This is a genomic window from Streptomyces europaeiscabiei, assembly GCF_036346855.1.
Lineage (GTDB): Bacteria > Actinomycetota > Actinomycetes > Streptomycetales > Streptomycetaceae > Streptomyces > Streptomyces europaeiscabiei.
The window spans coordinates 4,634,335-4,657,620 of the sequence record NZ_CP107841.1; the positions used below are offsets into that span (position 1 = coordinate 4,634,335).

Consider the following 23,286-nt stretch of genomic DNA (forward strand, 5'->3'; position numbering starts at 1 on the left):
GTGTGTGCGGCCGCGCGTCGGTCGTGGTTGCTCGCGCCCGCGCGGCGGAGCCGCATCGACTTCGCCCCGCGCCCCTGAAGGACCGGGGGCACTGTCTACCCGAAGGGGCAGCCGGAGTGAGTGACGTCGTCGCTGTACGTGTCCAGGGGCTCTGGAAGCGGTTCGGGGCCCAGGTCGCCGTCGCCGGGATCGATCTGGAGCTGCCCGCCGGGCGGTTCATCGGGCTGGTCGGACCGAACGGGGCCGGGAAGACCACCACCCTGTCGATGGTCACCGGGCTGCTCCGCCCCGACCAGGGGTCCGTGGAGGTCGTCGGGCACGACGTGTGGCGGGACCCGGTCGAGGTGAAGGCCCGCATCGGTGTCCTCCCGGAGGGGCTGCGCCTCTTCGAGCGCCTCACCGGGCGTGAACTCCTCGCCTATACAGGGCGGTTGCGCGGACTGCCCGGCGCCGAGGTCGACAGGCGGGCCACCCAGCTGCTCGACGTCCTCGACCTCGCGGGCGCCCAGCACAAGCTCGTCGTCGACTACTCGACGGGCATGCGCAAGAAGACCGGCCTCGCCGCGGCCCTCCTCCACAACCCCGAAGTCCTCTTCCTGGACGAGCCGTTCGAGGGCGTCGACCCCGTCTCCGCCCAGACCATCCGAGGCGTCCTGGAGCGGTACACCGCCTCCGGTGCCACGGTCGTCTTCTCCTCCCACGTCATGGAACTGGTCGAGTCCCTCTGCGACTGGGTGGCCGTCCTGGTCGCCGGCCGCATCCGCGCCCACGGCCCGCTCGCCGACGTACGCGGTGACGCGCCCTCGCTGCAGCGGGCGTTCCTGGAACTGGTGGGCGCCGGCGAACGGGACACGGGCTCGGATCTGGACTGGCTGGGCGGCGGGGCGGGCGGCCGATGAGCACGGCGGGCCCGTCGGGTGCCGCGCCGGTGACCTCCGTCCTCGTACGGCTGAAGCTGTCTCTGCTGCGCAACGGGCTACGGCAGTCGGCCGGGCGGCGGGCCGCGTACATCGCGTCCGTGGTGTTCGTGCTGCTGTTCGCGGCGCTCCAGCTGATCGGGCTGGTCGCGCTGCGGGGCGACGAGCACGCGGCGGCCGTGAGTGTGCCGCTGGTGGCACTGCTGGCGCTCGGGTGGACGGTGATGCCGCTGTTCTTCCCCGGCGGGGACGAGACGCTGGATCCGACGCGGCTGGTGATGCTGCCGCTGCGCCCGCGCCCGCTCGTACGGGCACTGCTCGCGGCCTCCCTGGTGGGCATCGGCCCGCTGTTCACGCTGTGCGTGCTCGTCGGCTCGGTCGTCGCGGTGGCCCGGGGCACGGGCGCGTACGTCACCGCCGTCGCCGCCGTCCCCCTCACCCTCCTGTGCTGCGTCGCGCTCGCCCGCGCGGTGGCCGCCGCCAACGTCCGTCTCCTGACCAGCCGTCGGGGCCGCGACCTCGCCGTCCTGAGCGGCCTCGTGATCGCGATCGGCGCCCAGGCGGTCAACTTCGGCGTCCAGCGCCTCAGTTCGTCCGGTCTCGGACAGCTGGATCCGGTGGCGGACGTACTGAGCTGGGTCCCGCCGTCGTCGGCGATCGGCGCGGTGCATGCGGCGAGCGAGGGGTCGTACGGGGTCGCGGTGGCCCAACTGACGCTGTCCGTAGTGGCGTTGACGGTTCTGCTGCGCCTGTGGGCGCGGACGCTCACCCGGCTGATGACCTCCCCGGACGGCTCCACACTCCAGGCCGACGACTCGGGCCGGGGACGGACACGCTCCACCGGCCTGCGGCGGCTCCTCCCCGTCGGCCGCACCGGCACGACCATGGAACGCAGCCTGCGCTACATCTGGCGGGACCCGAGGACGAAGGCGGCGTGGGTGACCTCGCTCGCCATCGGTCTGATCGTTCCCGTCTTCAACGCCCTTCAGGGCACCGGCTCGGTCTACATCGCCTGCTTCGCGGCGGGGATGCTCGGCATCCTGATGTACAACCAGTTCGGGCAGGACACCTCGGCGTTCTGGATGGTCGCCATGACGATCTCGTCCACGCGCGACGCGTACGTCGAACTGCGCGGCCGCGCCTTGGCGCTGCTGGTCATCACCCTGCCGTACGCCACCCTCGTCACCGTCCTGACCACCGCGCTCCTCGGCGACTGGCCCGCCCTCCCCGAGGCCCTCGGCCTCTCCTTCGCCCTCCTCGGCGCGATGCTCGCCACCGGTGCCTGGTCCTCCGCCCTCTTCCCCTACTCCATCCCCCAGGAGGGCTACAAGGGTGTCGCCCCCGGGCAGGCCGGCCTCGCCTGGATCTCCGTCTTCGGCGGCATGGTGGCCGCCGCCCTCCTCTGCCTCCCGGTCATCGGCCTCACCGTCTGGCTGCACGTCTCGGCGGGCGGCGGCTCCTGGACGTGGCTGCTGCTGCCGGTGGGAACGGCGTACGGGGCGGGGATCACGGAGCTGGGACTGCGGCTGGCGGCACCCCGGACGGCGGGGCGGCTGCCGGAGATCCTGACGGCGGTGAGCAGGGCGTAGGCCGGGAGTCCGCCGTTCCGGACGGCTGCCCTCCCCGAAGGTGACCGTCATGACCGAGGACACCTGCGGGAATGTGGCAGAGGATCACGGCGGCGTTCCTCACCTTCGCGGCCGCCTTCCTGGCCCGCCCCATCGGCGTTGTCCTGTTCGGCACCATCGGCGATTGGGTCGGCCGCAAGCGGGCGCTCGTCGTCTCCCTTCTCCTGATGGGGGTCGCGACCGTCGGCGTCGGTCTCCTCCCGCTCCTCCCGACGTACGGGACGGCCGGACTGCTCGCCCCGTCCTGCTGGCGCGGTGGCCCGGTGCGGGTGGTTCTGCCTGAGCGTGGTTCGCGTCCTCTTTCGGGGCCGATCCGCGCCGAGTTCACAGCCGCAGGCCGTGGGACGCGGGCGGGCCCCGGAGAGTTTTCGAGGCCCTCCCGCTCAGTCCGCGAAGCTGTCCAGGAACGGCTCTATCGCCGCGCGCCACGCGTCCGGCTGGTCGTAGTGGACGAGGTGGCCCGCGTCGGCGACCTCCGCGTACTGGCCGTGGGGCAGGACGCGGACCATTTCCTGGGACTCGGCGCGGCCCAGCTCACCGTCGAGGCCGCGGACGACGAGGGCGGGACAGCAGACCTGCGTCAGCTCCTCCCAGTGCGCGTCGTACACCCAGGTCTCGCGGGTCTTGAGCATCTGTTCGGGGTCGAAGACGGGCCGCCAGCCATCGGGGCCCTCGTGCATGACCTCGGCGTAGAACTCGCCGCGGGACGGGCTGGGGCGCTCCACCCAGGGGTCGTCCTCACCGAACCACTTGCGGACGTCGGCGAGGGTGGCGAAGGGCAGCGGCCAGGCCTTGAACCAGCTCTCCCACTCGCGCTGCGAGGCGGCGCCGAGCGCCGAGGCCCGCATGTCGCAGATGATGAGGCCGCGCACCAGGTCCGGTCGGCGGGCGGCCAGCTGCCAGGCCGTCAGCGCGCCCATGGCGTGGCCTATGAGGACGACCGGGGCGAGGCCCAGCTGTTCGACGGCGGCCTCGGCGTCGTCGACGTATGCCTCTCGGGTGTACGCGGCCTGCTCGGGCTTCGCGCTCTGGCCGTGGCCCCGCTGGTCGAGTGCGACGGCGCGGTGCCGTTCGGAGAGCCAGCGGGCGGTGGGGGCCCAGTGCGAGGCGCGGCCCATGAGGCCGTGCAATAAGAGCACCCCGGGCCGGGGCTCGTTGTCACCGGTCTTGGGCGGGTCGTCGAACTCCCAGGCGGCGAGACTCACGCCGCCCGCTCCCGTCACGTCGATGCGCCGCACCATTGGCACCCCCCAGACTCCCGCCCGGACCGCTCGCTCCCGCCTCTCGCTCCCGCTTCGAGCCGGCCGGTCCACTCGTCCCAACTGCTGCCGTACCTCTGTTCCCCTGCTGCTTCCGCGTTGCATCCGCTGTCGCTTCCGCCGGTGCTCCGGCTGCTGTCGCCGCCGTGCGCGCCGCTCGGACGGCGGGCACTTGTGTTACAGCGTGCATATCGGTTGACACGTTACGTGTGGGGTGTGTGCATCAGTTATGGCACGGGGCACGCAACGCCACGCCGCACACATTATCGAATACACATTCGAAGATGCCGCTCTTGGCGACAACACCCCTCGTTCGAGTGACCTCCCTCAAGGGTTGCCCGCCGCCGCCGAGGGGAGATCTTCAACGGGAGGCGGACCGCTCGGGGAAAACGGTCCGAGGGGAATGACCCTGGGAGCTCGGGGCTCCGGGTCAGCACAGGGGAGGACAGGCCCCGGCGCCGCACGGCGCCGGGGCCCTCCTCATGTCCACGGCACATCCGCCCCGCCCCCTCCTCCACCACCGGAGATCCGCCGTCTCGGGCGGCCAAGAGCCCTTCAGGTCATATGCCTCACGCGCAAGCCTCGCATGCGAACGGCCCGCGCGCTGCGATTCGGCGCACTGAATCTTCGATTCGACGGGATCCCGCACAGGGGCCTCGGAAGGTCACAACTTCCCCTTCCGCACCGGGAGTTGGCGGGTGATACGAACATCGGCCGACACCTGCCGAACAGACGCCGCCAGGGAGCGGCACGGACCGACACCGGGTGGTCGAAACCGGTCGGCGCGCGTGCCCCTGACCGCGCCGCCGACGTGTACGCGCGCCACCGCCGGACGATCCCGCACGGGTGTCGGCGGTGGGCACGGCGGCGCGGCGGTGGCGGCGCCGGGCGATCGGCGTGGGCGGGGGTCAGTGCTCGACGATCAAGTGTCAGCGCTTGGCGACGAACACGTGGGAAGCGACGTCCGCCGCCAGTTCCGCCGCCTCGCCGCCACTGCCCACGAGGACACCGCCGGCCGCTTCCGTCACGCTCACCACGGAACCGGGCTGCACGCCCGCGCGGCGCAGCGTGTACATCAGCTGGGCGTCCGTCTGAATCGGCTCGCCGATCCGGCGCACGACGACCGTCTTGCCCTCCGTGCCCGGATCGAGGTCCGCGAGCGACACCATGCCCTCGTCCAGGAAGGGATCCGCACCGTCCTTCTCGCCCAGCTCCTCCAAGCCCGGGATCGGGTTTCCGTACGGCGACTCGGTCGGGTGGCGCAGCAACTCCAGGACACGGCGCTCGACCGCCTCGCTCATCACGTGCTCCCAGCGACACGCCTCCGCGTGCACCTGCTCCCACTCCAGGCCGATCACGTCGACGAGCAGGCACTCCGCGAGGCGGTGCTTGCGCATCACGCGCGTCGCCAGCCGACGCCCCTCCTCGGTGAGCTCCAGGTGGCGGTCCGCGGCGACGGACACCAGGCCGTCACGCTCCATGCGCGCGACCGTCTGGCTCACCGTCGGGCCGCTCTGGTCGAGCCGCTCGGCGATCCGGGCGCGCATGGGGACCACACCTTCCTCCTCCAGCTCGAGGATGGTGCGGAGATACATCTCCGTCGTATCGATCAGTCCGGACATACGTGCCCCTCGATGAGATTCAGCCGGAGGCTTCGAAGGCCACACCGGCTTGCTGCGCTGACCCTGGACCCAATTCTTACGCATCCGACTGACAACCGGGTGGCGCCGGGGGAACGACGGCGGTATGACTCGCGTCGAGTGGCCGATTTGTGACCTGAAGCCCCATTCCTGACGGCAACGAAGGAACTCGGGAGGTTTCGGACCGCGAGCGGGTGTGAGTGGTTCACGGCCGGCCGCGCGGTTCCCCGCACCCCTGAAAAGACAGGGGCTGCACCCCGCGGCCAGGGGCGCGGGGAACCGCGCGAACAACCACGACGGACCCACGGCCGGGGGTCGAAGGGGCGCACCCCCTGGGGACGGGACAGGCAGGGGCGGCGGGGGCGAGGAAAGCCCACGACCCCCTCCCGGCCATATTGACACCTCGGTGGTCCAGACCTTTAACGTGATCGGCGACACTACGGGCCGGCGACAGGGCTGAGGGGTTCACACATGGACGACGGCAGGCTGGGCGGACGCTTCCTCGACGCGGCGATCGGACTGCTGGAGCGCGTGAGAGACGAAGAGGCGGAGGCCGTCGCCGCGGCCGGCGAGATGATCGCGGCCACCGTCGCCGACGGGGGCCGGCTCTTCGCGTTCGGAGCCGGGCACTCGTCACTCGCCGCCCAGGACCTCGTCTACCGGGCCGGCGGTCTCGCGCTGATGAACCTGCTGGCCGTCCCCGGCGCGGTAGGCGTCGACGTACTGCCCGCCACCCTCGGTTCGGCACTGGAACGGGTCGACGGCCTCGCCACCGCCGTGCTCGACACCAGCCCGCTGCGGGCCGGCGACCTCCTCGTGGTGATCTCGCTCTCCGGCCGCAACGCCCTGCCCGTGGAGATGGCCGCGCACGCCCGGGAACTGGGGGTGAAGGTCATCGGAGTCACCTCGGTCGCGTACGCCACGGAGACGACATCACGCCACACCTCCGGCACCTTCCTCAAGGACCACTGCGACCTCGTCCTCGACTCGAAGATCGCGGTCGGCGACGCGACACTCACCCTCGACGCCGTCCCCGCCCCCTTCGCCCCGGCCTCCACCGTCGTCACCTCCGCGATCCTCCAGTCGGTCATGGCCACCGCCGCCGCCTGCCTCGCGGACCGGGGCATCGAACCGCCCCTGCTCCGCTCCGGGAACGTCGACGGCGGGCTCGACTGGAACGACCGGGTCATGCGGGAGTACGGCGACCGCATCTTCTACCTGCGCTGACTGAGCACCCTGGTTCGTGGGAACGTTGAGAAGGGTGAGGAGGAAATCCGGCGTACAACGATTTCGTCCGCATCTTGCGTGAACCAGATGTGGGCTGGGTCACGTTCGAGTTGAATGATGGTGAGCGAGCGAACCGACGCGCCGTACCAGCCGTACATGCGGACGCAACCGCAGCCTGCAGGGGGTTCAGGTGAGTGCTTCCCGGCGTAGTGGGACCACCGACGAGCTCGGACCCGACGAGCCCGAGCGGACCGGTCCGACGGACGAGGACACCAAGGACATCGAGGGCACGGTGAACACCGAGGACACCGAAGGCACCGAGGGCTCCACGGACACCGGTGGCTCGGATCTCCTCGCCGCCCTGCTGGACGGGATGGACGCGGCCCTGTGCGCGTTCGACGCCGACGGCGTCGTCACCCACTGGAACCGCGAGGCCGAACGCATCCTGGGCTGGAGCGTGGGGGAGGCCGTAGGACGCCGCGGATTCGCCGGGTGGGCCGTACGCACCGCCGACGCCGAGGAGGTCGAGGGGCGGCTGATGGCCGCCATGCACGCCGCCGGCCGACAGGTCCACGAGTTCGCCCTGGTCACGAAGGACGGCGGACGCGTCCTCGTACGCACCCAGTCCGCCGCCGTACGCGGACCCGACGGCAAGCCCGCCGGCCTGTACTGCGCCTTCAGCGAGGTCCACGCGCAGATCGACCTCGAACGCTCCATCGCCCTCAGCGAAGCCCTCTTCGAGGACGCCTCCTGGGGCGTCGTCCTCGTCGACGCCGACCTGCGGCCCGCCGTCGTCAACGCCCACGCCGCCCGCGCCCTCGGCATCGGCCGCACGGCCGTCCTCGGACGCCCCCTCGGCGAACTGCTCGCCCAGGGCGTCGAGGAACTGGAGAGCGCCCTCACCCACGTCCTCGCCGAGGGCGCCCCGCCCGCGCCCGCCGAGATCTGGGTCGGCGTCCGCACCCCCGACGGCGAGAAGCGCCGCTGCTGGCGCAGCGGCTTCCTCCGCCTCGCCTCACCGCTGGCCGAAGAACCGGTTCCCCTCGGCGTCGGCTGGCTCTTCCAGGACATCACCGAAGCCAAACAGACCGAGCAGGAGGCCGCGCAGCTCCGCTTCCGCGCCAACCAGCTCCACCGGGCCGCACGCGCCGCCGCCGAGTGCGAGGACCCCGGCGAGGCCGCCACCGTCCACCTCGACTTCGCCCTCGCCGGCTTCGCCGACCACGCCCTCATCGACCGCGTCGCCGGCGGCTCCCTCACCGACGGCACAGGCCCCGCCCGTCTCGTCCGCGTCGCCGCCACCCCCACCGGCCAGCCCGGCCCCAGTCACCTCGCCGGCCACGCCGGCATCCCGGTCCGTTACGGCCCCGGCCACCCCGCCCTGCAGTGCGTGGACCGGGCGGGCTCGGTCCGCGCCAGCGCCGGCACGGCTCCCCCGGAAGCGGCCCGCAACTGGGCCACCGGCCGCCAGTGGCCGGCGGACACCGTCCACTCCCTCTGCACCGTCCTCCGCAGCCGCGGCCGCACCCTCGGCGTCGTCACCTTCCTCCGCAGCGCCAACCGCACCCCCTTCGAGCGCACCGACGCGGTCTACGCCGAGGACATCGCCGTACGCATCGCCACGGCACTGGATCTGGAGGCGCTGGAGAGGTCGGCGGAGTAACCGGGGCGGAAACCGCCGCGGGCGGAAGCGCCGCGGACGCGAACCGGCACGGCGACGGCCGAGAGCCCGACGGAGCGGCGAGCCGGTGGCGGGCAGCGAGCGACCAGCCGCACGCGCCGCCGGTGACCGGCGGGCGCCCGACGCCCCCGAGAGCACTGGCGGGCGGGGGACTGGCAGGCGCGAGACAAAGGGCTCGCCTCCGCTCGTGGACCCGGCGGAGAATCCCGCCATGGCTGTCATCCACCAAACCACCCTCAAGCCCACCAAGCTCGAACTCCTCACCTCCTGGCTGCCCACCCGCCCCTGGTACGCCGGCGGCCCGGCCGCCCCGGTGCTGACCAAGGCCGGCGGCTTCCGCCTCGACGACCCCGAGGGCGAGGTCGGCATCGAGTTCATGGTCGCCACCGACACCTCCGGCCCCACCCCGGTCCACTACCTGGCGCCTCTCACCTATCGGGGCGCCCCTCTCCCCGACGCCGAGCACGCTCTCATCGGCACCATGGAACACGGCGTACTGGGCAGGCGCTGGGTCTACGACGGAGTCCAGGACCCGGTGCTTCTGGCCCGGCTACTGGCCCTGTTCGAGGGCCGCGCCGAACCCCAGGCACAGAGCCTCACGGACACCCCGGACCACGAGGTCACCCGCTCCTACATGGGCGAAGGCCCGCTGTCCGCGGCCACCCTCACCACGACCGACACCCCGGAAGCCACCGAGCTGCTCCTCCGGCCCGAGGGCACCGTCCTCCACCTGAACCGCGTCCTCCACCCGGGCGCCCTCGACCTCCCGTTCCCCGTAAAGGGCCAGGTCACAGGGCACTGGACGCTGCCGGACGACACCCGGACCCGCGCGGTCTTCGCCGTACTGCGGTAATTCCTCGGCAATCCCCTCGGAAAATCACTTGAGCGTCCTCCGAGCGCTTCTTAGTGTGTGCGGTACACGAGAGAGGAGGTGGTTCGGCAGATGTATTGCAACCGGACGCGTGAGGTGGCTGCGGGCTAGCGGCCCTGCACCACACACAGTGCGGTGCCGGACCAGCGCGTGTTGAACGCGCAGCCGGCCCAATCTCAAGCAGTCACCCGACCCGCAGACTCGCCGGTACGTCCGGCCGGCTTCTTCGCCCCCTGGGCGGAGGGACCCAGAGTCTGCGGGTCGTCTGCTGTGGGGGCGCAGTATCCTTTCGGCATGCTTCCGATACTCGTTCGACGCCGGCACGTGGACTACGTGCGCGTCACGAGCATGGGCTGTCGGCCTTCCGTCTGAACCTCGGAATCCGGCCCCAGCCCTACCTCATCCCACGGATGCATCCCATGACGCACACATCGACGGCATCGTCGTATCAGCAGTTGCCCATCATCGATCTCTCCGCCGCCGATCGCGGACCCGGGGCGCGGGCGCTGTTGCACGCGCAGTTGCACAGCGCCGCGCATGACGTGGGGTTCTTCCAGCTCGTCGGGCACGGGGTGGGTGAGGAGGAGGTCGGGCGGCTCGCTGCCGCCATGCGGGGGTTCTTCGCGTTGCCCGAGGCCGAGCGGCTGGCCATCGACAACGTCAACTCGCCGCATTTCCGGGGGTACACGCGGACCGGGGACGAGCGGACGGGTGGGAGCCGGGACTGGCGGGATCAGCTGGACATCGGGGCCGAGCGGGCCGCGCACCTGCCGGGGGCCGGTGAGCCCGCCTACTGGTGGCTGCAGGGGCCCAACCAGTGGCCGGGCTCGCTGCCGGGGCTGCGGGACGCCGCCCTCGCGTGGATCGACCGGCTCAGTTCGGTGGCTCAGCGGTTGCTGCGTGAGCTGCTCGTCTCCATCGGGGCGCCCGCCGATTTCTACGACCCGATCTTCGGGGAGCGGGCCCATCCGCATCTGAAGCTCGTGCGGTATCCCGGGAGCGCGGGGGACGGCGGCGACCAGGGGGTGGGGACCCACAAGGACTACGGGTTCCTGACCCTGTTGCTGCAGGACCAGGTCGGTGGGCTTCAGGTGGAGCGGGCGGACGGGCTGTTTCATGACGTGCCGCCGATTCCGGGGGCGTTCGTGGTCAACCTCGGGGAGCTGCTGGAGGTGGCGACCAACGGGTATCTGCTCGCCACCAAGCACCGGGTCGTCAGTCCGGCGGGGGCCACCGAGCGGTTCTCCGTGCCGTTCTTCTACAACCCGCGGCTGGACGCGCGGGTCGAGCCGCTCGTCTTTCCGTATGCCTCCACCGCGCCCGGGGTCACCGATGATCCGGGCAATCCGCTGTTCGCCGAGTACGGGTTCAACGAGCTGAAGGGGAAGTTGCGGGCGCATCCGCTGGTCGCCGAGCGGCATCACGCGGAGCTGCTCAGCCCCGCGTGATGCGGCGGGGGCTACCGGGCGATGTTGTCGTAGCCCTCGATCGCCCGCGGGTCGCGCGGGCCCGGGCCGATGTAGCGCGCGGAGGGGCGGACGAGGCGGCCGGTGCGCTTCTGTTCCAGGATGTGCGCCGACCAGCCCGCCGTGCGGGCGCAGGTGAACATCGATGTGAACATGTGGGCCGGTACCTCGGCGAAGTCGAGGACGATCGCGGCCCAGAACTCGACGTTGGTGGCGAGGACCCGGTCGGGGCGGCGGGCGTGGAGTTCCGCGAGGGCCGCCTTCTCCAGGGCCTCGGCGACCTCGAAGCGGGGGGCGCCGAGGTCGCGGGCGGTGCGGCGCAGGACGCGGGCGCGGGGGTCCTCGGCGCGGTAGACGCGGTGGCCGAAGCCCATGAGGCGTTCGCCCTTGTCGAGGGCGCGCTTGACGTAGGCGTCGGCGTCGCCCGTGCGTTCGATCTCTTCGATCATGCCGAGGACGCGGGAGGGGGCGCCGCCGTGGAGGGGGCCGGACATGGCTCCTACGGCGCCGGAGAGGGCCGCCGCGACATCCGCGCCGGTCGACGCGATGACTCTGGCAGTGAAGGTGGACGCGTTCATGCCGTGTTCGGCCGCCGAGGTCCAGTACGCGTCGACGGCCGCGACGTGCTTCGGGTCGGGTTCGCCGCGCCAGCGGATCATGAAGCGTTCGACGACGGACTGGGCCTTGTCGATCTCGCGCTGCGGGACCATGGGGTGGCCTTGGCCGCGGGCGGACTGGGCGACGTAGGAGAGGGCCATGACGGCGGCGCGGGCGAGGTCGGCGCGGGCCTGCTCCTCGTCGATGTCCAGGAGCGGCTTGAGGCCCCAGACCGGGGCGAGCATGGCCAGCGCGGACTGGACGTCGACGCGGATGTCGCCGGAGTGGACGGGGATGGGGAACGGCTCGGCGGGTGGCAGGCCGGGGCGGAAGGCGCCGTCGACGAGCAGGCCCCAGACGTTGCCGAAGGAGACGTGGCCGACGAGGTCCTCGATGTCGACGCCGCGGTAGCGGAGTGCGCCGCCTTCCTTGTCCGGTTCGGCGATCTCCGTCTCGAACGCGACGACTCCTTCGAGCCCGGGTACGAAGTCGGACATCAGGCGGCTCCTCTTGATGTGTGCGACAGGGGGTCCAAGCACCATACGCCTGAGTGCCATGTTTGGGGAGAGTCTGCGGCACTCAGTGCCACTTCCCTCGGGCCGGCTGTCCATACGGCAGGATGACCATGTGAACGATCACGATCCTGCTCTCATGCGCAAGCAGTACCGCGCCGCCGGGCTCGACGAGAGCGAGCTGGCCGGTGATCCGATGGAGCAGTTCGCGCGGTGGTTCGGGCAGGCCGCGCAGGAGGGCGCGGTGTTCGAGCCGAACGCCATGGTCGTGTCGACGGCGGACGCCGAGGGACGCCCGGGGTCTCGTACGGTGCTGATGAAGGCGTACGACGCGCAGGGCTTCGTCTTCTACACGAACTACGACTCCCGCAAGGCCCGTGACCTGGCGGAGAACCCTCATGTGTCGCTGCTCTTCCCCTGGCACGGCATCGCCCGGCAGGTGATCGTGACGGGTACGGCGCGGCGGACGGGGCGGGACGAGACGGCGGCGTACTTCCGGACGCGTCCGCATGGTTCGCAGCTGGGGGCGTGGGCCAGCGCGCAGTCCTCGGTGATCTCCTCGCGGGCCGAGCTGGACGCCGCGTACGAGGAGTTGCACACCCGCTATCCGGAGGGTGAGCAGGTGCCGGTGCCGCCGAACTGGGGTGGTTTCCGGGTGGCGCCGCAGAGTGTGGAGTTCTGGCAGGGCCGGGGGAACCGGCTGCACGACCGGCTGCGGTACGTGGCGGAGCCGGACGGGTCGTGGCGGGTGGAGCGGCTGAGTCCGTAGGGGCTTCGGTCCCGTACGCCGTCGGTCCGGGTCGTCGGCCGTCCGGTTTCGTCAGGCCGGGTCGTCAGCCCAGTACCTCGTCCAGCAGCGTCGCCCACTGGGCCACCACCCTGTCGCGGCGGCCGGTGTCGTCGGTGAGGAGGTTGGCGAGGCCGAGGCCGCGGGCCATGTCGAGGAGGCCCTGGACGGTTTCGCGGACGCCGGGGACGGTCTCGTCGACGCGGAGGAGGTCGACGGCGATGCGGTGGGCCTCACGGCCGAAGCGGGCTTCGAGTTCGGTGACGCGGGGGCGGAGCTGGTCCTCGTTGGAGGCGGCGACCCAGAGGTGGAGGGCGGCGCGGAAGAGGGGGCCGGTGTAGAGGTCGACGACGGCGGCGACGACGGCGCGGCGGTCGTCGGGGCTGTCACGGAAGAGGGCGCGCAGGGCGAGGGAGCGTTCCTCGGCGACGTACTCGACGGCGGCGGTGAACAGGTCCTCGCGGGTGCGGAAGTGGTGTTGGGCGGCGCCGCGGGAGACACCGGCGCGTTCGGCGACGACGGAGACGGTGGAGCCGGCCCAGCCGTGTTCGGCGAGGCAGGACACCGCGGCTTCCAGGAGCCGCTTGCGGGTGACCCGGCTGCGGTCCTGTTTGGGCCCGCGGTCGGCCACCGTGCCGGTGCCGGTGCCGGTCTCGGTGCCGGTGCCGGTGCCGGTCTCGGTACCGGTCTCGGTCTCGGTGCCGGTCTCGGTGCCGGTCTCGGTCTCGGTCTCGGTACCGGTCTCGGTGTCGTCGGTGTCGGCCATCGTGCCAGTGCCAGTGTCGGTTTCGGTGTCGTCGGATGTGCCCACCGTGCTCACAGAACCCATCCCGGTTCCCGTCTTTCGAGGAAGGCCGTCATGCCCTCGCGGGCGTCGGCGGAGGCGAACAGCCGGGACGAGAGGCGGGTCAGTTCGCCCGCGTCCAGGTCGAAGTTCTCCAGAACCTTAGTCGTGAGCAGGTGTTTCGTCTCCGCCAGGGCCTTCGGGGAGGCTCGGCGCAGTCCGTCGAGGACGGGTTCGAGGACGTCGTCGACATCGGCGCCGGCGGTGGTGAGCAGGCCGATGCGGGCGGCTTCGGCGGAGCCGAACCTCTCGCCGGTGAGGTAGTAGCGGGCCAGGGCGCGGGGGTCGGTGCGGGGGCGGAGGGTGAGGGAGATGACGGCGGGGGCGACGCCGATGCGGACCTCGGTGAGGGCGAAGGTGGCCTCGGGGCCGGCGGCGGCGATGTCGCAGGCTCCGAGCAGGCCGAGGCCGCCCGCCCGGACGTGTCCGGTGACGCGGGCGACTACGGGCTTGGGCAGTTCGAGGAGCAGGCGGAGGAGGTCGACCAGGGCCTGCGGGTCGGGTGGGTCGCGCAGGTCGGCTCCGGCGCAGAAGGTGTTGCCGGTGTGGGTGAGGACGACGGCTCGTACGGTGTCGTCCTTGCCGCACCGGTCGAGGGCGTCGCAGAGTTCGGCGACGAGGGCGGCGGAGAGGGCGTTGCGGTTGGCCGGGGAGTCGAGGGTGAGGGTGGCGATCCCCCGGTGGTGGGCGTATCGGATGAGGTCTGTCACAGGCGCTCCCTGAGTTCGCGGCGGAGTGTCTTCCCGGAGGCCGCGCGGGGCACGCCGTCGATGAAGGTGATGTGGTGGACGCGTTTGTAGGGGGCGACGCGTTCGGCGACGTACATCATGACCTCGCCCTCGGAGAGGTCGCGTGCCGTGGGGTGGCGGACGACGAAGGTGTGCCGGACCTCGTTGCCGTCGTCGTTGTAGTGGCCGATGACGGCGGCGTCGGCGATGCCGGGGTGGGTGACGAGGAGGGCTTCGAGTTCGGCGGGGGCGACCTGGAAGCCCTTGTACTTGATCAGTTCCTTGACGCGGTCGACGACGTGGAGCCAGCCGTCGGCGTCGGTGTGCCCGATGTCGCCGGTGGCGAGCCAGCCGTCGGCGTCGATCATGTCGGCGGTGGCCCGGGGCCGGCCCAGCTGTGCAGGGCGAGTACGTCGCCCTTGCCCGCGCCCGCCTCGGCGAACGAGGCGGCGAGCCGCCGGTGGAAGCGGTCCACCTGTTCGTACGTGAGGGTCGTGCCGTCGACGCCGTCGACGCCGTCGATCAGGGCGGGCAGGTCGCCGAACTCGGCGGCGTGGGCCGGTACGGCGTCGTGGATGGGGAGTTCGACGGGTGGGACGTCTGCGTACTCGCTGCGGAACATGGTTCCTCCAAGACGGCCTGATGCATCCTGATACAACCCGATACGTCCTGATGCATCCCGATATGGCCAGGACGGCCTAGTACGACTTCGGCAGGCCCAGGGTCTGGTGGGAGACGTAGTTGAGAATCATCTCCCGGCTCACCGGCGCGATACGAGACACGCGCGCGGCCGTTATCAGTGAGGCGAGGCCGAACTCGGTGGTGAGGCCGTTGCCGCCGAGGGTGTGCACGGCCTGGTCGACGGCCTTCACGCAGGCCTCACCCGCCGCGTACTTGGCCATGTTGGCGGCCTCGCCGGCCGCCGCGTCGTCGCCGGCGTCGTAGAGGTGGGCCGCCTTCTGCATCATCAGGCGGGCCAGTTCGAGTTCGATGTGGGACTGGGCGAGGGGGTGGGCGATCGCCTGGTGGGCTCCGATGGGCTGACGCCATACGGTGCGCTCGCGGGCGTAGTCGACGGCCCTGGCGAGGGCGTACCTGGCCATGCCGATGGCGAAGGCGGCCGTCATGATCCGCTCGGGGTTGAGGCCGGCGAAGAGCTGGAGCAGGCCGGCGTTCTCGTCGCCGACGAGGGCGTCCGCGGGGAGCCGGATGTCGTCGAAGGTCAGCTCGAACTGCTTCTCGGCGGCGCGGAGTTCCATGTCGATCGGGCGGTACTCGAAGCCGGGGGTGTCCGTGGGGACGATGAAGAGGCAGGGCTTGAGGGTGCCGGTGCGGGCGTCCTCGGTGCGGCCGACGATGAGGACGGCGTCGGCCCTGTCGACGCCGGAGATGAAGACCTTGCGGCCGGTGAGCAGCCAGTCGCCTCCGGCGGATCTGCGGGCGGTGGTGGTGATGCGGTGGCTGTTGGAGCCGGCGTCGGGTTCGGTGATGCCGAAGGCCATGAGGCGGGTGCCGTTCGCCAGCGCGGGCAGCCAGGTCTGTTGCTGGGCCGTGGTGCCGAAGCGGGCGATGACGGTGCCGCAGATGGCGGGCGAGACGACCATCATGAGCAGGGGGCAGCCTGCGGCGCCCAGCTCCTCCAGGACGATGGAGAGTTCGGTGATGCCGCCGCCTCCGCCCTCGTACTCCTCGGGGAGGTTGACGCCCAGGTAGCCGAGTTTCGCTGCCTCCGACCAGAGTTCGTCGGGGTGGCGGCCCTCTTTGTTGATCGTGGCGATGTAGGCGCGGCCGTAGCGTTTCCCCAGGCCGGCGACGGCGGCTCTTAGGGCCTTGTGTTCTTCGGTTTCCAGGACGGGAGACATGAAAGGGCTCCTGAGGGGGAGGGGGGTCGGATGTGTGGAGACTGCGGGTGGTTCGTGGCTGGTCGCGCCCGCGCGGCGGAGCCGCATATATCGATACAGCCCCGCGCCCCTAACTCGGCTGCACGACCGCCAGCAACATGCCTGGCTCCACTTGTTGACCATGTACCACGTGCAGGGCCGTCAGCGTGCCCGGCACCGACGCCGTGATCTTGTGTTCCATCTTCATTGCCTCCAGCCAGAGGAGGGGTTGGCCCGCCTGTACCGCTGAGCCCGGTTTCAGGCCCTCCGCCACGCGTACGACCGTGCCCGGCATGGGGGCCAGGAGGGAGCCCGGGGCCTGTTGGGTGGTGGGGTCCGGGAAGCGGGGGAGGGCCGTGAGGTGGGTGGTGTTCGCGTAGCGGTGGGTGCCGTAGCGCGTCACCTCGAACTTGCGCCGTACGCCGTCCACTTCGAGTACGACGAGGCCGGCGTCGGCGTGGATGACCGTCACTCCGTCCGCCTCCGGGCCCGTGCGGGTGTGGCGGTAGGCGGGCTCGTGTTCCTCGCCCGCCGTCGCGTAGCGCTTGGTCTGGGGTTGGGAGGGGACGTTGCGCCAGCCGCCGAAGCGGGGGTCGCCCGCGAGGGCGGCGTCGGCCAGGGCGGCGGCCAAGGGGGCGTACGGGTCCGGGGCGGGCCTGGTCAGGTCGGGGAGGTGGCGGTCGTAGAAGCCCGTGTCCATGCGGGCCGTCGTGAACTCCTCGTGGCGCAGGGAACGGGCGAGGAGGTCGCGGTTGGTGGTCGGGCCGTGGATCGTGGCCCGGTCCAGGGCGGCGGCCAGGCGGCGGATCGCCTCCGCGCGTGTGGGGGCGTGGGCGATGACCTTGGCGAGCATGGGGTCGTAGTGGACGCCGATGTCGTCGCCGTCGGTGAAGCCGGTGTCCAGGCGGATGCCGTGGGAGACGCCTTCGGGGAGGGCGAGGCGGTGCAGCGTGCCCGTCTGCGGGGTCCAGTTCTGCGCCGGGTCCTCGGCGTACAGACGGGCCTCGACGGCGTGGCCACGCGCGCGTGGCGGGTCGGCCGGGAGGGCGTGGCCCTCCGCCACGCGGATCTGCTCGGCGACCAGGTCGAGGCCGAAGACGGCTTCCGTGACCGGGTGTTCGACCTGGAGGCGGGTGTTCATCTCCAGGAAGTGGGCCTTGTCGTCGGCGACGAGGAACTCGACCGTGCCCGCGCCGACGTAGGAGACGGCTCGGGCGGCACGTACGGCCAGGGTGTGGAGTTCCTCCGTGAGTTCCTCGGAGAGGGCGGGGGCCGGGGCCTCCTCGATGACCTTCTGGTGGCGGCGCTGGAGGGAGCAGTCCCGGGTGCCGAGGGGCCAGACGGTGCCGTGGGTGTCGGCGAGGATCTGGACCTCGACGTGGCGGCCGTTCTCGACGTAGGGCTCGACGAAGACCTCGCCGTCGCCGAAGGCGCTCGCGGCTTCGGCGCGGGCGCTCTCCAGGGCGGCGTCCAGGTCGTCGAGGTGGTGTACGACGCGCATGCCGCGTCCGCCGCCGCCCGCCGCCGCCTTCACGAGGACCGGCAGGTGGTGCTCGGTGACCTCGGTGAGGGGTGCGAGGCCCATCAGTTCCTTGGCGCGTGTCTTGGAGGCCATTGCCTCGATCGCCTCGGGGGCCGGGCCGATCCAGGTGAGGCCGGCGTCGAGGACCTGGCGGGCGAAGCCGGGGTTCTCGGAGAGGAAGCCGTAGCCGGGGTGGACCGCGTCGGCGCCGGCGGCGAGGGCGGCCTTCACGATCAGGTCGCCGCGCAGATAGGTGTCGGCGGGGGCCGCGCCCGGCAGTCGTACCGCCCTGTCGGCCTCGCGCGCGTGGAGGGCGTTCTCGTCGGCGTCGGAGTGCACGGCGACCGTTCGGATTCCCAGCTCGCGGCAGGAGCGGAAGATTCGGCAGGCGATCTCGCCGCGGTTGGCGACAAGCACAGAAGTGATCACTGGTTCCCTCACATCCGGAAGACGCCGAAGCCACCGCGTGCGCCCTCGTAGGGCGCCGTGTGGATCGCGGACAGGCACAGGCCGAGGACGGTGCGGGTGTCGCGGGGGTCGATGACCCCGTCGTCGTACAGCCGCCCGGACAGGAACATGGGGAGCGATTCGGACTCGATCTGCTGCTCCACCATGGCGCGCAGGGCGGCGTCGGCATCCTCGTCGTACGGCAGTCCCTTCGCGGTGGCCGACTGGCGGGCGACGATCGAGAGCACGCCCGCCAGTTGCTGGGGGCCCATCACCGCCGACTTGGCGCTGGGCCAGGCGAAGAGGAAGCGGGGGTCGTAGGCGCGGCCGCACATGCCGTAGTGGCCGGCGCCGTACGAGGCGCCCATCAGGACGGACAGGTGGGGCACCCGGCTGTTGCTCACCGCGTTGATCATCATCGCGCCGTGCTTGATGATGCCGCCCTGCTCGTACTCCCTGCCGACCATGTAGCCGGTGGTGTTGTGGAGGAAGAGGAGAGGGATGTCGCGCTGGTTGGCGAGCTGGATGAACTGGGCCGCCTTCTGCGACTCCTCGCTGAAGAGGACCCCTCGGGCGTTGGCGAGGATGCCGACCGGGTAGCCGTGGAGGCTCGCCCAGCCGGTGGTCAGGCTGGTGCCGTAGAGGGGCTTGAACTCGTCGAAGTCGGAGGCGTCGACGATCCGGGCGATCACCTCGCGGGGGTCGAAGGGCACCTTCAGATCGCCCGGGACGATGCCGAGCAGTTCCTCCGCGTCGTACTCGGGGGGCGTGGCCGGGGCCGGATCGGCGTACGCCTTGCGGTGGTTGAGGCGGGCGACGACCCGGCGGGCCTGGCGCAGGGCGTCCTGCTCGTCGACGGCGAAGTGGTCGGCGAGGCCCGACACCCGTGCGTGCATCTCGGCGCCGCCCAGCGACTCGTCGTCGCTCTCCTCACCGGTGGCCATCTTCACCAGCGGCGGCCCGCCGAGGAACACCTTCGCCCGCTCCTTGACCATGATCACGTGGTCGGACATCCCGGGGATGTAGGCCCCGCCGGCGGTGGAGTTGCCGAAGACGACGGCGATGGTGGGGATTCCTGCGGCGGAGAGGCGGGTGAGGTCGCGGAAGATCGCGCCGCCGGGGATGAAGATCTCCTTCTGGGAGGGGAGATCCGCCCCGCCTGACTCCACCAGGCTGATGCAGGGCAGGCGGTTGGCGAGGGCGATGTCGTTCGCGCGGAGGGCCTTCTTCAGGCTCCACGGGTTGCTCGCGCCGCCGCGCACGGTCGGGTCGTTCGCGGTGATCAGACATTCGACACCCTCGACGGTCCCGATGCCGGTGACGAGGGAGGCCCCGACCGTGTACTCGCTGCCCCAGGCGGCGAGCGGGGACAGTTCCAGGAAGGGCGTGTCGGGGTCCAGCAGCAGTTCGATGCGCTCGCGGGCGAGCAGTTTGCCGCGCTTGCGATGCCTGGCGAGGTACTTCTCGCCGCCGCCCGCGAGGGCCTTCGCGTGTTCGGCGTCGAGTTCGGCGAGCCGGGCGAGCATGGCCTCGCGGTTCGCTGTGTGGTCGGGGGCGCCCGGGTCGAGGGCGGAGCTGAGGACGGTCACCGACGGCCTCCGCGGTTCGGGAAGTCTGCGCGCTGTGCGCTGTGCGAGCCGGGCGCGTACGACGTGGTGAGCGAGAACCGAACCGGCACGGGCTTCACCTGACCTCGCCGCACGGCCCGGGCGGGTTGCGTCCCGGCCGGCGTTGGGGGAGCGGGACTTCTCAGGTCGCCGGCCTGCGGGGCTTCCTGAGTCGGGAAGCCTCCTGCTGCAGCTCGGGGAGGGTTCACAGGACGATCTCCGGTATGTCCAGGTGGCGGGAGCGCAGCCATTCGCCGAGGGCCTTGGCCTGGGGGTCGAAACGGGCTTGCGAGGCGACGCCCTCGCCGAGGATGCCGGTGATCTCGAAGTTGAGGGCGCGGAGGTCGGGAAGGACGTGCCGGGCGACGGGCAGGTCGGCCGTCTCCGGGAGGAGTTCGCGGAGGCGGTCGGTGGTGAGGGTGTGCGCGAGCCACCGCCAGGCGTCGTCCGTACGGGCCCAGAGGCCGATGTTGGCGTTGGAGCCCTTGTCGCCGCTGCGGGCGCCGGCGACGAGGCCGAGGGGTGCGCGGCGGGACGGGAGCCCGTCCGGCAGAGGGTCCGGGAGGGGTGGCTCGTCGACCGGCCGCAGTACGAGGGTGTCGGCGGCCGGGGGTACGGGCAGGCGGCGGCCGTCGTGAAGGACCGCCGTGTGCGGGACGGTGTCCTGGTCTACGTATGCCGCCTCGAACACCCCGTAGGGCGCGCCCTTTCCCGGTGGGGCCAGGACGTGGAAGCCGGGGTAGCTCGCGAGGGCCAGCTCCACGGCGGCTCCGCTGAGGGCGCGGCCGACGGCGTTCTGGTCGGGGTCGCGGACGACGAGGCGCAGGAGCGCGCTGGCGGTCTCCTCGGTGCGGGCGTCGGGGTGGTCGGTGCGGGCCAGTTCCCAGTCCACGTGTGCCGGGCGGGACTTGGCGGCGGTGAGCGCGGCCTCCAGCTGGTCGCGGACGAGGGCGGCCTTGCGTTCGATCTCCAGGCCGGTGAGGACGAAGGTGACCTCGTTGCGGAAGCCGCCGAGCCGGTTGAGACCGACCTTGAGGGTGGGGGGCGGGGCCTCGCCGCGTACGCCCTCGATGCGGACGCGGTCGGGGCCGTCCTGGGTGAGCCGGACGGTGTCGAGGCGGGCGGTGACGTCGGGGCCCGCGTACCGGGCGCCGCCCGTCTCGTAGAGGAGCTGGGCGGTGACCGTGCCGATGTCGACGAGGCCGCCGGTGCCGGGGTGTTTGGTGATGACGGCGGTTCCGTCGGCGTGGAGTTCTGCCAGGGGGAAGCCGGGGCGGCGGAAACGGGCCGCCGGGTCCGACTCGTGGACATTACCGGCCTCATGGACCTTGCCGGCCTCATGGACCTTGCCGGCCTCATGGACCTTGCCGGCCTCGTGGAAGAAGGCGTAGTTGCCGCCGGTGGCCTGGGCGCCGCACTCCAGCACGTGCCCGGCGACGACGGCGCCCGCGAGGCGGTCGTACTCCCCCGGGCCCCAGCCGAAGTGGGCGGCGGCGGGCCCGGTGACCAGGGCCGCGTCCGTCACCCGGCCGGTGACCACGATGTCGGCGCCCTCCCGCAGACAGGCCGCGATGCCGAAGCCGCCGAGGTAGGCGTGGGCGGCGAGGGTGCCGGGGTGCAGGGCGGTGAGGTCGTCGCCCTCCACGTGCGCGACGCGGACGGGGATGCCGAGCCGGCCGGCCAACTCCCGTACGGCGTCGGCGAGTCCGGCGGGGTTGAGGCCGCCCGCGTTGGCGACGATCCGTACGCCCCGATCCCGCGCCAGCCCCAGGCACTCCTCCAGCTGGCGGAGGAAAGTGCGGGCGTACCCGGCGGTGGGGTCCTTCAGGCGGTCGCGGCCGAGGATGAGCATGGTCAGCTCGGCGAGATAGTCGCCGGTGAGGACGTCGAGCTCGCCGCCGGTGAGCATCTCGCGCATCGCGTCGAAGCGGTCGCCGTAGAAGCCGGAGGCGTTGCCGATGCGGAGAGGGGCGGCCGTCACCGGGTGGTTCCCTCGGCGCCCTTGGTCCCCTCGGCCTCCTTGGGCTCGCGCCCGGCACCGGGCGGTCCCGCGAAGGCCTGGGCGATGTCCAGCCAGCGGTCGGCGGCGTCCCCTTCCGCCCGAAGAGCGAGGTCGGCGCGGTGGGCGCGCTGAGTGACCAGGAGGCAGAGGTCGAGGGCGGGGCCGGTGACGCGGTCGGTCGCGTCCTCGGGTCCGTACGTCCACAACGCACCTGTCGGGCTGGTGAGTTCGACGCGGAACTCCTCGAACGGCGGGGTGTGGCCGTGCACGCCGAAGGCGAAGTCGCGGGTGCGGATGCCGAGTCGGGTGATGTGGCGGAGCCGGTCCCCGGGGGCGATGCGGGGGACGCCGAGCGCGTCGGCGACGTCCAGGCCGTGGGCCCAGGTCTCCATGAGGCGGGCGGTCGCCATGGAGGCGGTGGACATGGGCGGGCCGTACCAGGGGAACCGCGCGCCCTCGGGCGCCGCGCGCAGGGCGGCCTCCAGGGCCCTGCGCCCGGCCCGCCAGTCCGCGACCAGCTGCTCGGGCGGCTTCCCGGCCCCGTCCTCCGCGCCGGTGTCCACGAAGTCGCCGGGCGAGGTCAGCGCGCTCTCGACCTCACGGGCGAAGGCGGCCTGGTCGGTCACGGCCAGTACGGAGGAGTGGTCGGTCCAGGCGAGGTGGGCGATCTGGTGCGCGACGGTCCAGCCGGGCGCGGGCGTCGCGAGCGCCCACTGCTCCGCGCTCAACTCGGCCACGAGCAGGTCGAGTTCCTCGCTCTCGGCACGGAGGTCGTCGATGACGGGCTTTGGGTCGGCCATGGGGCGAGCATGGCAGCGGGACCAGAAACAATCAAGCGTGCTTGGATTTTCGGTCGCGCAATCGCGGGCACGGGGGCCGGTGGGGTCGATCCAAGAGATCGCCAGAGGAGCACCGACGAAAGTGCTCTAGTTGCACCGACGCAACGGGCGGCATCGTGATCACGATGCCGCCCGTTCTGCTGTGTGTGGCCAGAAAACACATGGACCGCCGACGGCTGGGGCCGTCGGCGGTCCGGATTTTGGGTGTGTGGATCTTCGGTTGCTATGCCGGGGGCCGGTTGGTCGCCCGTGGACTAGTACTGGCTTGTGGAGGCTCTCAAGGTTTGGTGACGTAGCCCTTGGGGGTCCAGGTGCCCAGTGACTTGGTCTTGCGGCGGCGGGTGGGTCGGCGGTGGGGTCAATTGCCGTGAAGGACGATGGAGTCCGCCCAGGCGGTGAGCTCGCGGCGGTTGGCGTGGGCCAGTTGAAAGGCCGGCAGGAGGGTCTGGGCGGCGATGCCGCGGATGCGGCGGGTGCCGGCGTCTTCGAGGCGTTCGTAGAAGGGGTCCTTGGCGTAGCCGTTGATGCCTTCGACGCTGTTGCGGAGCCGGAAGTTCACGCGCTGCCAGGCTTCGGAGCCGTACTGGAGGGGCTGCCGGGGTCGTGTCCCGCGTCGTGGTGTACGCGATCAAGCTGTGCGCGTTCCGGTACGAGACCGCTGGCGATCTCCGCAGAGGCGGCAGTCCACGAGGCGCCCTGCTGAGGCGAGTTGAACACCCGGTCCGGCGGTGCCACCGTCCCCGACCTGCGGATTCCGGGACCTTGATCGGCTACACCACCCGGCGGGACGCCATCGCTGCCGGAGGTTGGCGTCGGCTTCCGGCTGGACCGT

General features: G+C 71.6%; 19 protein-coding genes and 2 pseudogenes. 8 read left to right on the forward strand and 13 right to left on the reverse strand.

The features are described 5' to 3' along the window. Positions 1-116: 116 nt before the first annotated feature. The 3 genes and pseudogenes from OG858_RS20080 to OG858_RS20090 form a co-directional block, all read left to right on the forward strand. Entirely contained in the window at positions 117-899 is a 783-nt protein-coding gene (locus OG858_RS20080; RefSeq protein ID WP_046709485.1) for an ABC transporter ATP-binding protein, read from the forward strand. After that, positions 896-2,506 (forward strand): transporter, encoded by a 1,611-nt coding sequence (locus OG858_RS20085; RefSeq protein WP_319264786.1) that lies wholly within the window; start codon positions 896-898, stop codon positions 2,504-2,506. The genes OG858_RS20080 and OG858_RS20085 overlap by 4 nt, the downstream gene beginning before the upstream one ends. A gap of 89 nt (positions 2,507-2,595) precedes the next feature. Next, positions 2,596-2,787, forward strand: a pseudogene (locus OG858_RS20090) (MFS transporter); the annotation flags it as partial. A 141-nt stretch (positions 2,788-2,928) separates the two neighbouring features. Here the strand turns inward: OG858_RS20090 and OG858_RS20095 are convergent. Together OG858_RS20095 and OG858_RS20100 are read right to left on the reverse strand one after the other, a co-directional pair. Next, positions 2,929-3,786, reverse strand: coding sequence for an alpha/beta fold hydrolase (locus OG858_RS20095; protein WP_086746607.1), 858 nt, complete (start codon positions 3,784-3,786; stop codon positions 2,929-2,931). A 947-nt stretch (positions 3,787-4,733) separates the two neighbouring features. Next, the gene (locus OG858_RS20100) at positions 4,734-5,426 is read right to left on the reverse strand and encodes a metal-dependent transcriptional regulator (protein ID WP_037705345.1); all 693 of its coding nucleotides are present in this window, start codon (positions 5,424-5,426) and stop codon (positions 4,734-4,736) included. Between the two features lie 489 nt (positions 5,427-5,915). On the opposite strand from OG858_RS20100, the gene OG858_RS20105 reads away from it, so the two are divergent. The 4 genes from OG858_RS20105 (at position 5,916) to OG858_RS20120 (ending at position 10,671) form a co-directional block, all read left to right on the forward strand. Next, the gene (locus tag OG858_RS20105) at positions 5,916-6,671 is read left to right on the forward strand and encodes an SIS domain-containing protein (RefSeq protein WP_086746606.1); all 756 of its coding nucleotides are present in this window, start codon (positions 5,916-5,918) and stop codon (positions 6,669-6,671) included. A gap of 190 nt (positions 6,672-6,861) precedes the next feature. Next, positions 6,862-8,334: a PAS domain-containing protein gene (locus OG858_RS20110; protein ID WP_319067002.1), complete on the forward strand. Its 1,473-nt coding sequence runs from the start codon at positions 6,862-6,864 to the stop codon at positions 8,332-8,334. Positions 8,335-8,563: 229 nt separating this feature from the next. Next, positions 8,564-9,205: a maltokinase N-terminal cap-like domain-containing protein gene (locus OG858_RS20115; protein WP_327724256.1), complete on the forward strand. Its 642-nt coding sequence runs from the start codon at positions 8,564-8,566 to the stop codon at positions 9,203-9,205. 437 nt (positions 9,206-9,642) lie between these two features. Then, positions 9,643-10,671, forward strand: a complete 1,029-nt coding sequence (locus tag OG858_RS20120) for an isopenicillin N synthase family dioxygenase (RefSeq protein WP_319264791.1) — start codon at positions 9,643-9,645, stop codon at positions 10,669-10,671. 11 nt (positions 10,672-10,682) lie between these two features. Here OG858_RS20120 and OG858_RS20125 read toward each other — a convergent pair whose 3' ends face one another. Then, a complete protein-coding gene (locus OG858_RS20125) occupies positions 10,683-11,783 on the reverse strand; it encodes a citrate synthase 2 (protein ID WP_086746603.1) in 1,101 nt (366 codons plus the stop codon). Between the two features lie 154 nt (positions 11,784-11,937). Here OG858_RS20125 and pdxH point away from each other — a divergent pair, with 154 nt between their 5' ends. Next, complete coding sequence (pdxH, locus tag OG858_RS20130) at positions 11,938-12,567, forward strand: pyridoxamine 5'-phosphate oxidase (protein ID WP_046704919.1); 630 nt, start codon at positions 11,938-11,940, stop codon at positions 12,565-12,567. Between the two features lie 64 nt (positions 12,568-12,631). Here pdxH and OG858_RS20135 read toward each other — a convergent pair whose 3' ends face one another. The 10 genes and pseudogenes from OG858_RS20135 to OG858_RS20180 form a co-directional block, all read right to left on the reverse strand. Beyond that, positions 12,632-13,351 (reverse strand): TetR/AcrR family transcriptional regulator, encoded by a 720-nt coding sequence (locus tag OG858_RS20135; RefSeq protein WP_328544650.1) that lies wholly within the window; start codon positions 13,349-13,351, stop codon positions 12,632-12,634. A 50-nt stretch (positions 13,352-13,401) separates the two neighbouring features. Beyond that, complete coding sequence (locus tag OG858_RS20140; RefSeq protein WP_319067003.1) at positions 13,402-14,139, reverse strand: enoyl-CoA hydratase family protein; 738 nt, start codon at positions 14,137-14,139, stop codon at positions 13,402-13,404. Beyond that, a pseudogene (locus OG858_RS20145) lies at positions 14,136-14,555 on the reverse strand (AMP-binding enzyme); the annotation flags it as partial. The gene OG858_RS20140 and the pseudogene OG858_RS20145, both read right to left, overlap by 4 nt. Continuing rightward, entirely contained in the window at positions 14,522-14,779 is a 258-nt protein-coding gene (locus OG858_RS20150; RefSeq protein ID WP_256960972.1) for an AMP-binding protein, read from the reverse strand. The gene OG858_RS20150 and the pseudogene OG858_RS20145, both read right to left, overlap by 34 nt. A gap of 76 nt (positions 14,780-14,855) precedes the next feature. Then, positions 14,856-16,019 (reverse strand): acyl-CoA dehydrogenase family protein, encoded by a 1,164-nt coding sequence (locus OG858_RS20155; protein ID WP_319067004.1) that lies wholly within the window; start codon positions 16,017-16,019, stop codon positions 14,856-14,858. Positions 16,020-16,128: 109 nt separating this feature from the next. Further along, entirely contained in the window at positions 16,129-17,988 is a 1,860-nt protein-coding gene (locus OG858_RS20160) for an ATP-binding protein (protein WP_319067006.1), read from the reverse strand. 8 nt (positions 17,989-17,996) lie between these two features. Beyond that, complete coding sequence (locus OG858_RS20165) at positions 17,997-19,595, reverse strand: acyl-CoA carboxylase subunit beta (protein ID WP_319318465.1); 1,599 nt, start codon at positions 19,593-19,595, stop codon at positions 17,997-17,999. Positions 19,596-19,818: 223 nt separating this feature from the next. Continuing rightward, positions 19,819-21,531: an acyclic terpene utilization AtuA family protein gene (locus tag OG858_RS20170; RefSeq protein WP_328545316.1), complete on the reverse strand. Its 1,713-nt coding sequence runs from the start codon at positions 21,529-21,531 to the stop codon at positions 19,819-19,821. Positions 21,532-21,590: 59 nt separating this feature from the next. Continuing rightward, complete coding sequence (locus OG858_RS20175) at positions 21,591-22,415, reverse strand: TIGR03084 family metal-binding protein (RefSeq protein WP_328544649.1); 825 nt, start codon at positions 22,413-22,415, stop codon at positions 21,591-21,593. Between the two features lie 397 nt (positions 22,416-22,812). Then, positions 22,813-23,013: a hypothetical protein gene (locus OG858_RS20180; protein WP_327744150.1), complete on the reverse strand. Its 201-nt coding sequence runs from the start codon at positions 23,011-23,013 to the stop codon at positions 22,813-22,815. Positions 23,014-23,286: the final 273 nt, after the last annotated feature.

What these genes read in the sequence shown, in the direction of transcription:
- OG858_RS20085 (WP_319264786.1), top strand. Translation starts at nt 896, where the DNA reads ATGAGCACGGCGGGCCCGTCGGGTGCCGCGCCGGTGACCTCCGTCCTC.
- OG858_RS20095 (WP_086746607.1), bottom strand. Translation starts at nt 3,786, where the DNA reads ATGGTGCGGCGCATCGACGTGACGGGAGCGGGCGGCGTGAGTCTCGCC.
- OG858_RS20100 (WP_037705345.1), bottom strand. Translation starts at nt 5,426, where the DNA reads ATGTCCGGACTGATCGATACGACGGAGATGTATCTCCGCACCATCCTC.
- OG858_RS20105 (WP_086746606.1), top strand. Translation starts at nt 5,916, where the DNA reads ATGGACGACGGCAGGCTGGGCGGACGCTTCCTCGACGCGGCGATCGGA.
- OG858_RS20115 (WP_327724256.1), top strand. Translation starts at nt 8,564, where the DNA reads ATGGCTGTCATCCACCAAACCACCCTCAAGCCCACCAAGCTCGAACTC.
- OG858_RS20120 (WP_319264791.1), top strand. Translation starts at nt 9,643, where the DNA reads ATGACGCACACATCGACGGCATCGTCGTATCAGCAGTTGCCCATCATC.
- OG858_RS20125 (WP_086746603.1), bottom strand. Translation starts at nt 11,783, where the DNA reads ATGTCCGACTTCGTACCCGGGCTCGAAGGAGTCGTCGCGTTCGAGACG.
- pdxH (WP_046704919.1), top strand. Translation starts at nt 11,938, where the DNA reads ATGCGCAAGCAGTACCGCGCCGCCGGGCTCGACGAGAGCGAGCTGGCC.
- OG858_RS20135 (WP_328544650.1), bottom strand. Translation starts at nt 13,351, where the DNA reads ATGGCCGACACCGACGACACCGAGACCGGTACCGAGACCGAGACCGAG.
- OG858_RS20150 (WP_256960972.1), bottom strand. Translation starts at nt 14,779, where the DNA reads ATGTTCCGCAGCGAGTACGCAGACGTCCCACCCGTCGAACTCCCCATC.
- OG858_RS20155 (WP_319067004.1), bottom strand. Translation starts at nt 16,019, where the DNA reads ATGTCTCCCGTCCTGGAAACCGAAGAACACAAGGCCCTAAGAGCCGCC.
- OG858_RS20170 (WP_328545316.1), bottom strand. Translation starts at nt 21,531, where the DNA reads ATGCGCGAGATGCTCACCGGCGGCGAGCTCGACGTCCTCACCGGCGAC.
- OG858_RS20175 (WP_328544649.1), bottom strand. Translation starts at nt 22,415, where the DNA reads ATGGCCGACCCAAAGCCCGTCATCGACGACCTCCGTGCCGAGAGCGAG.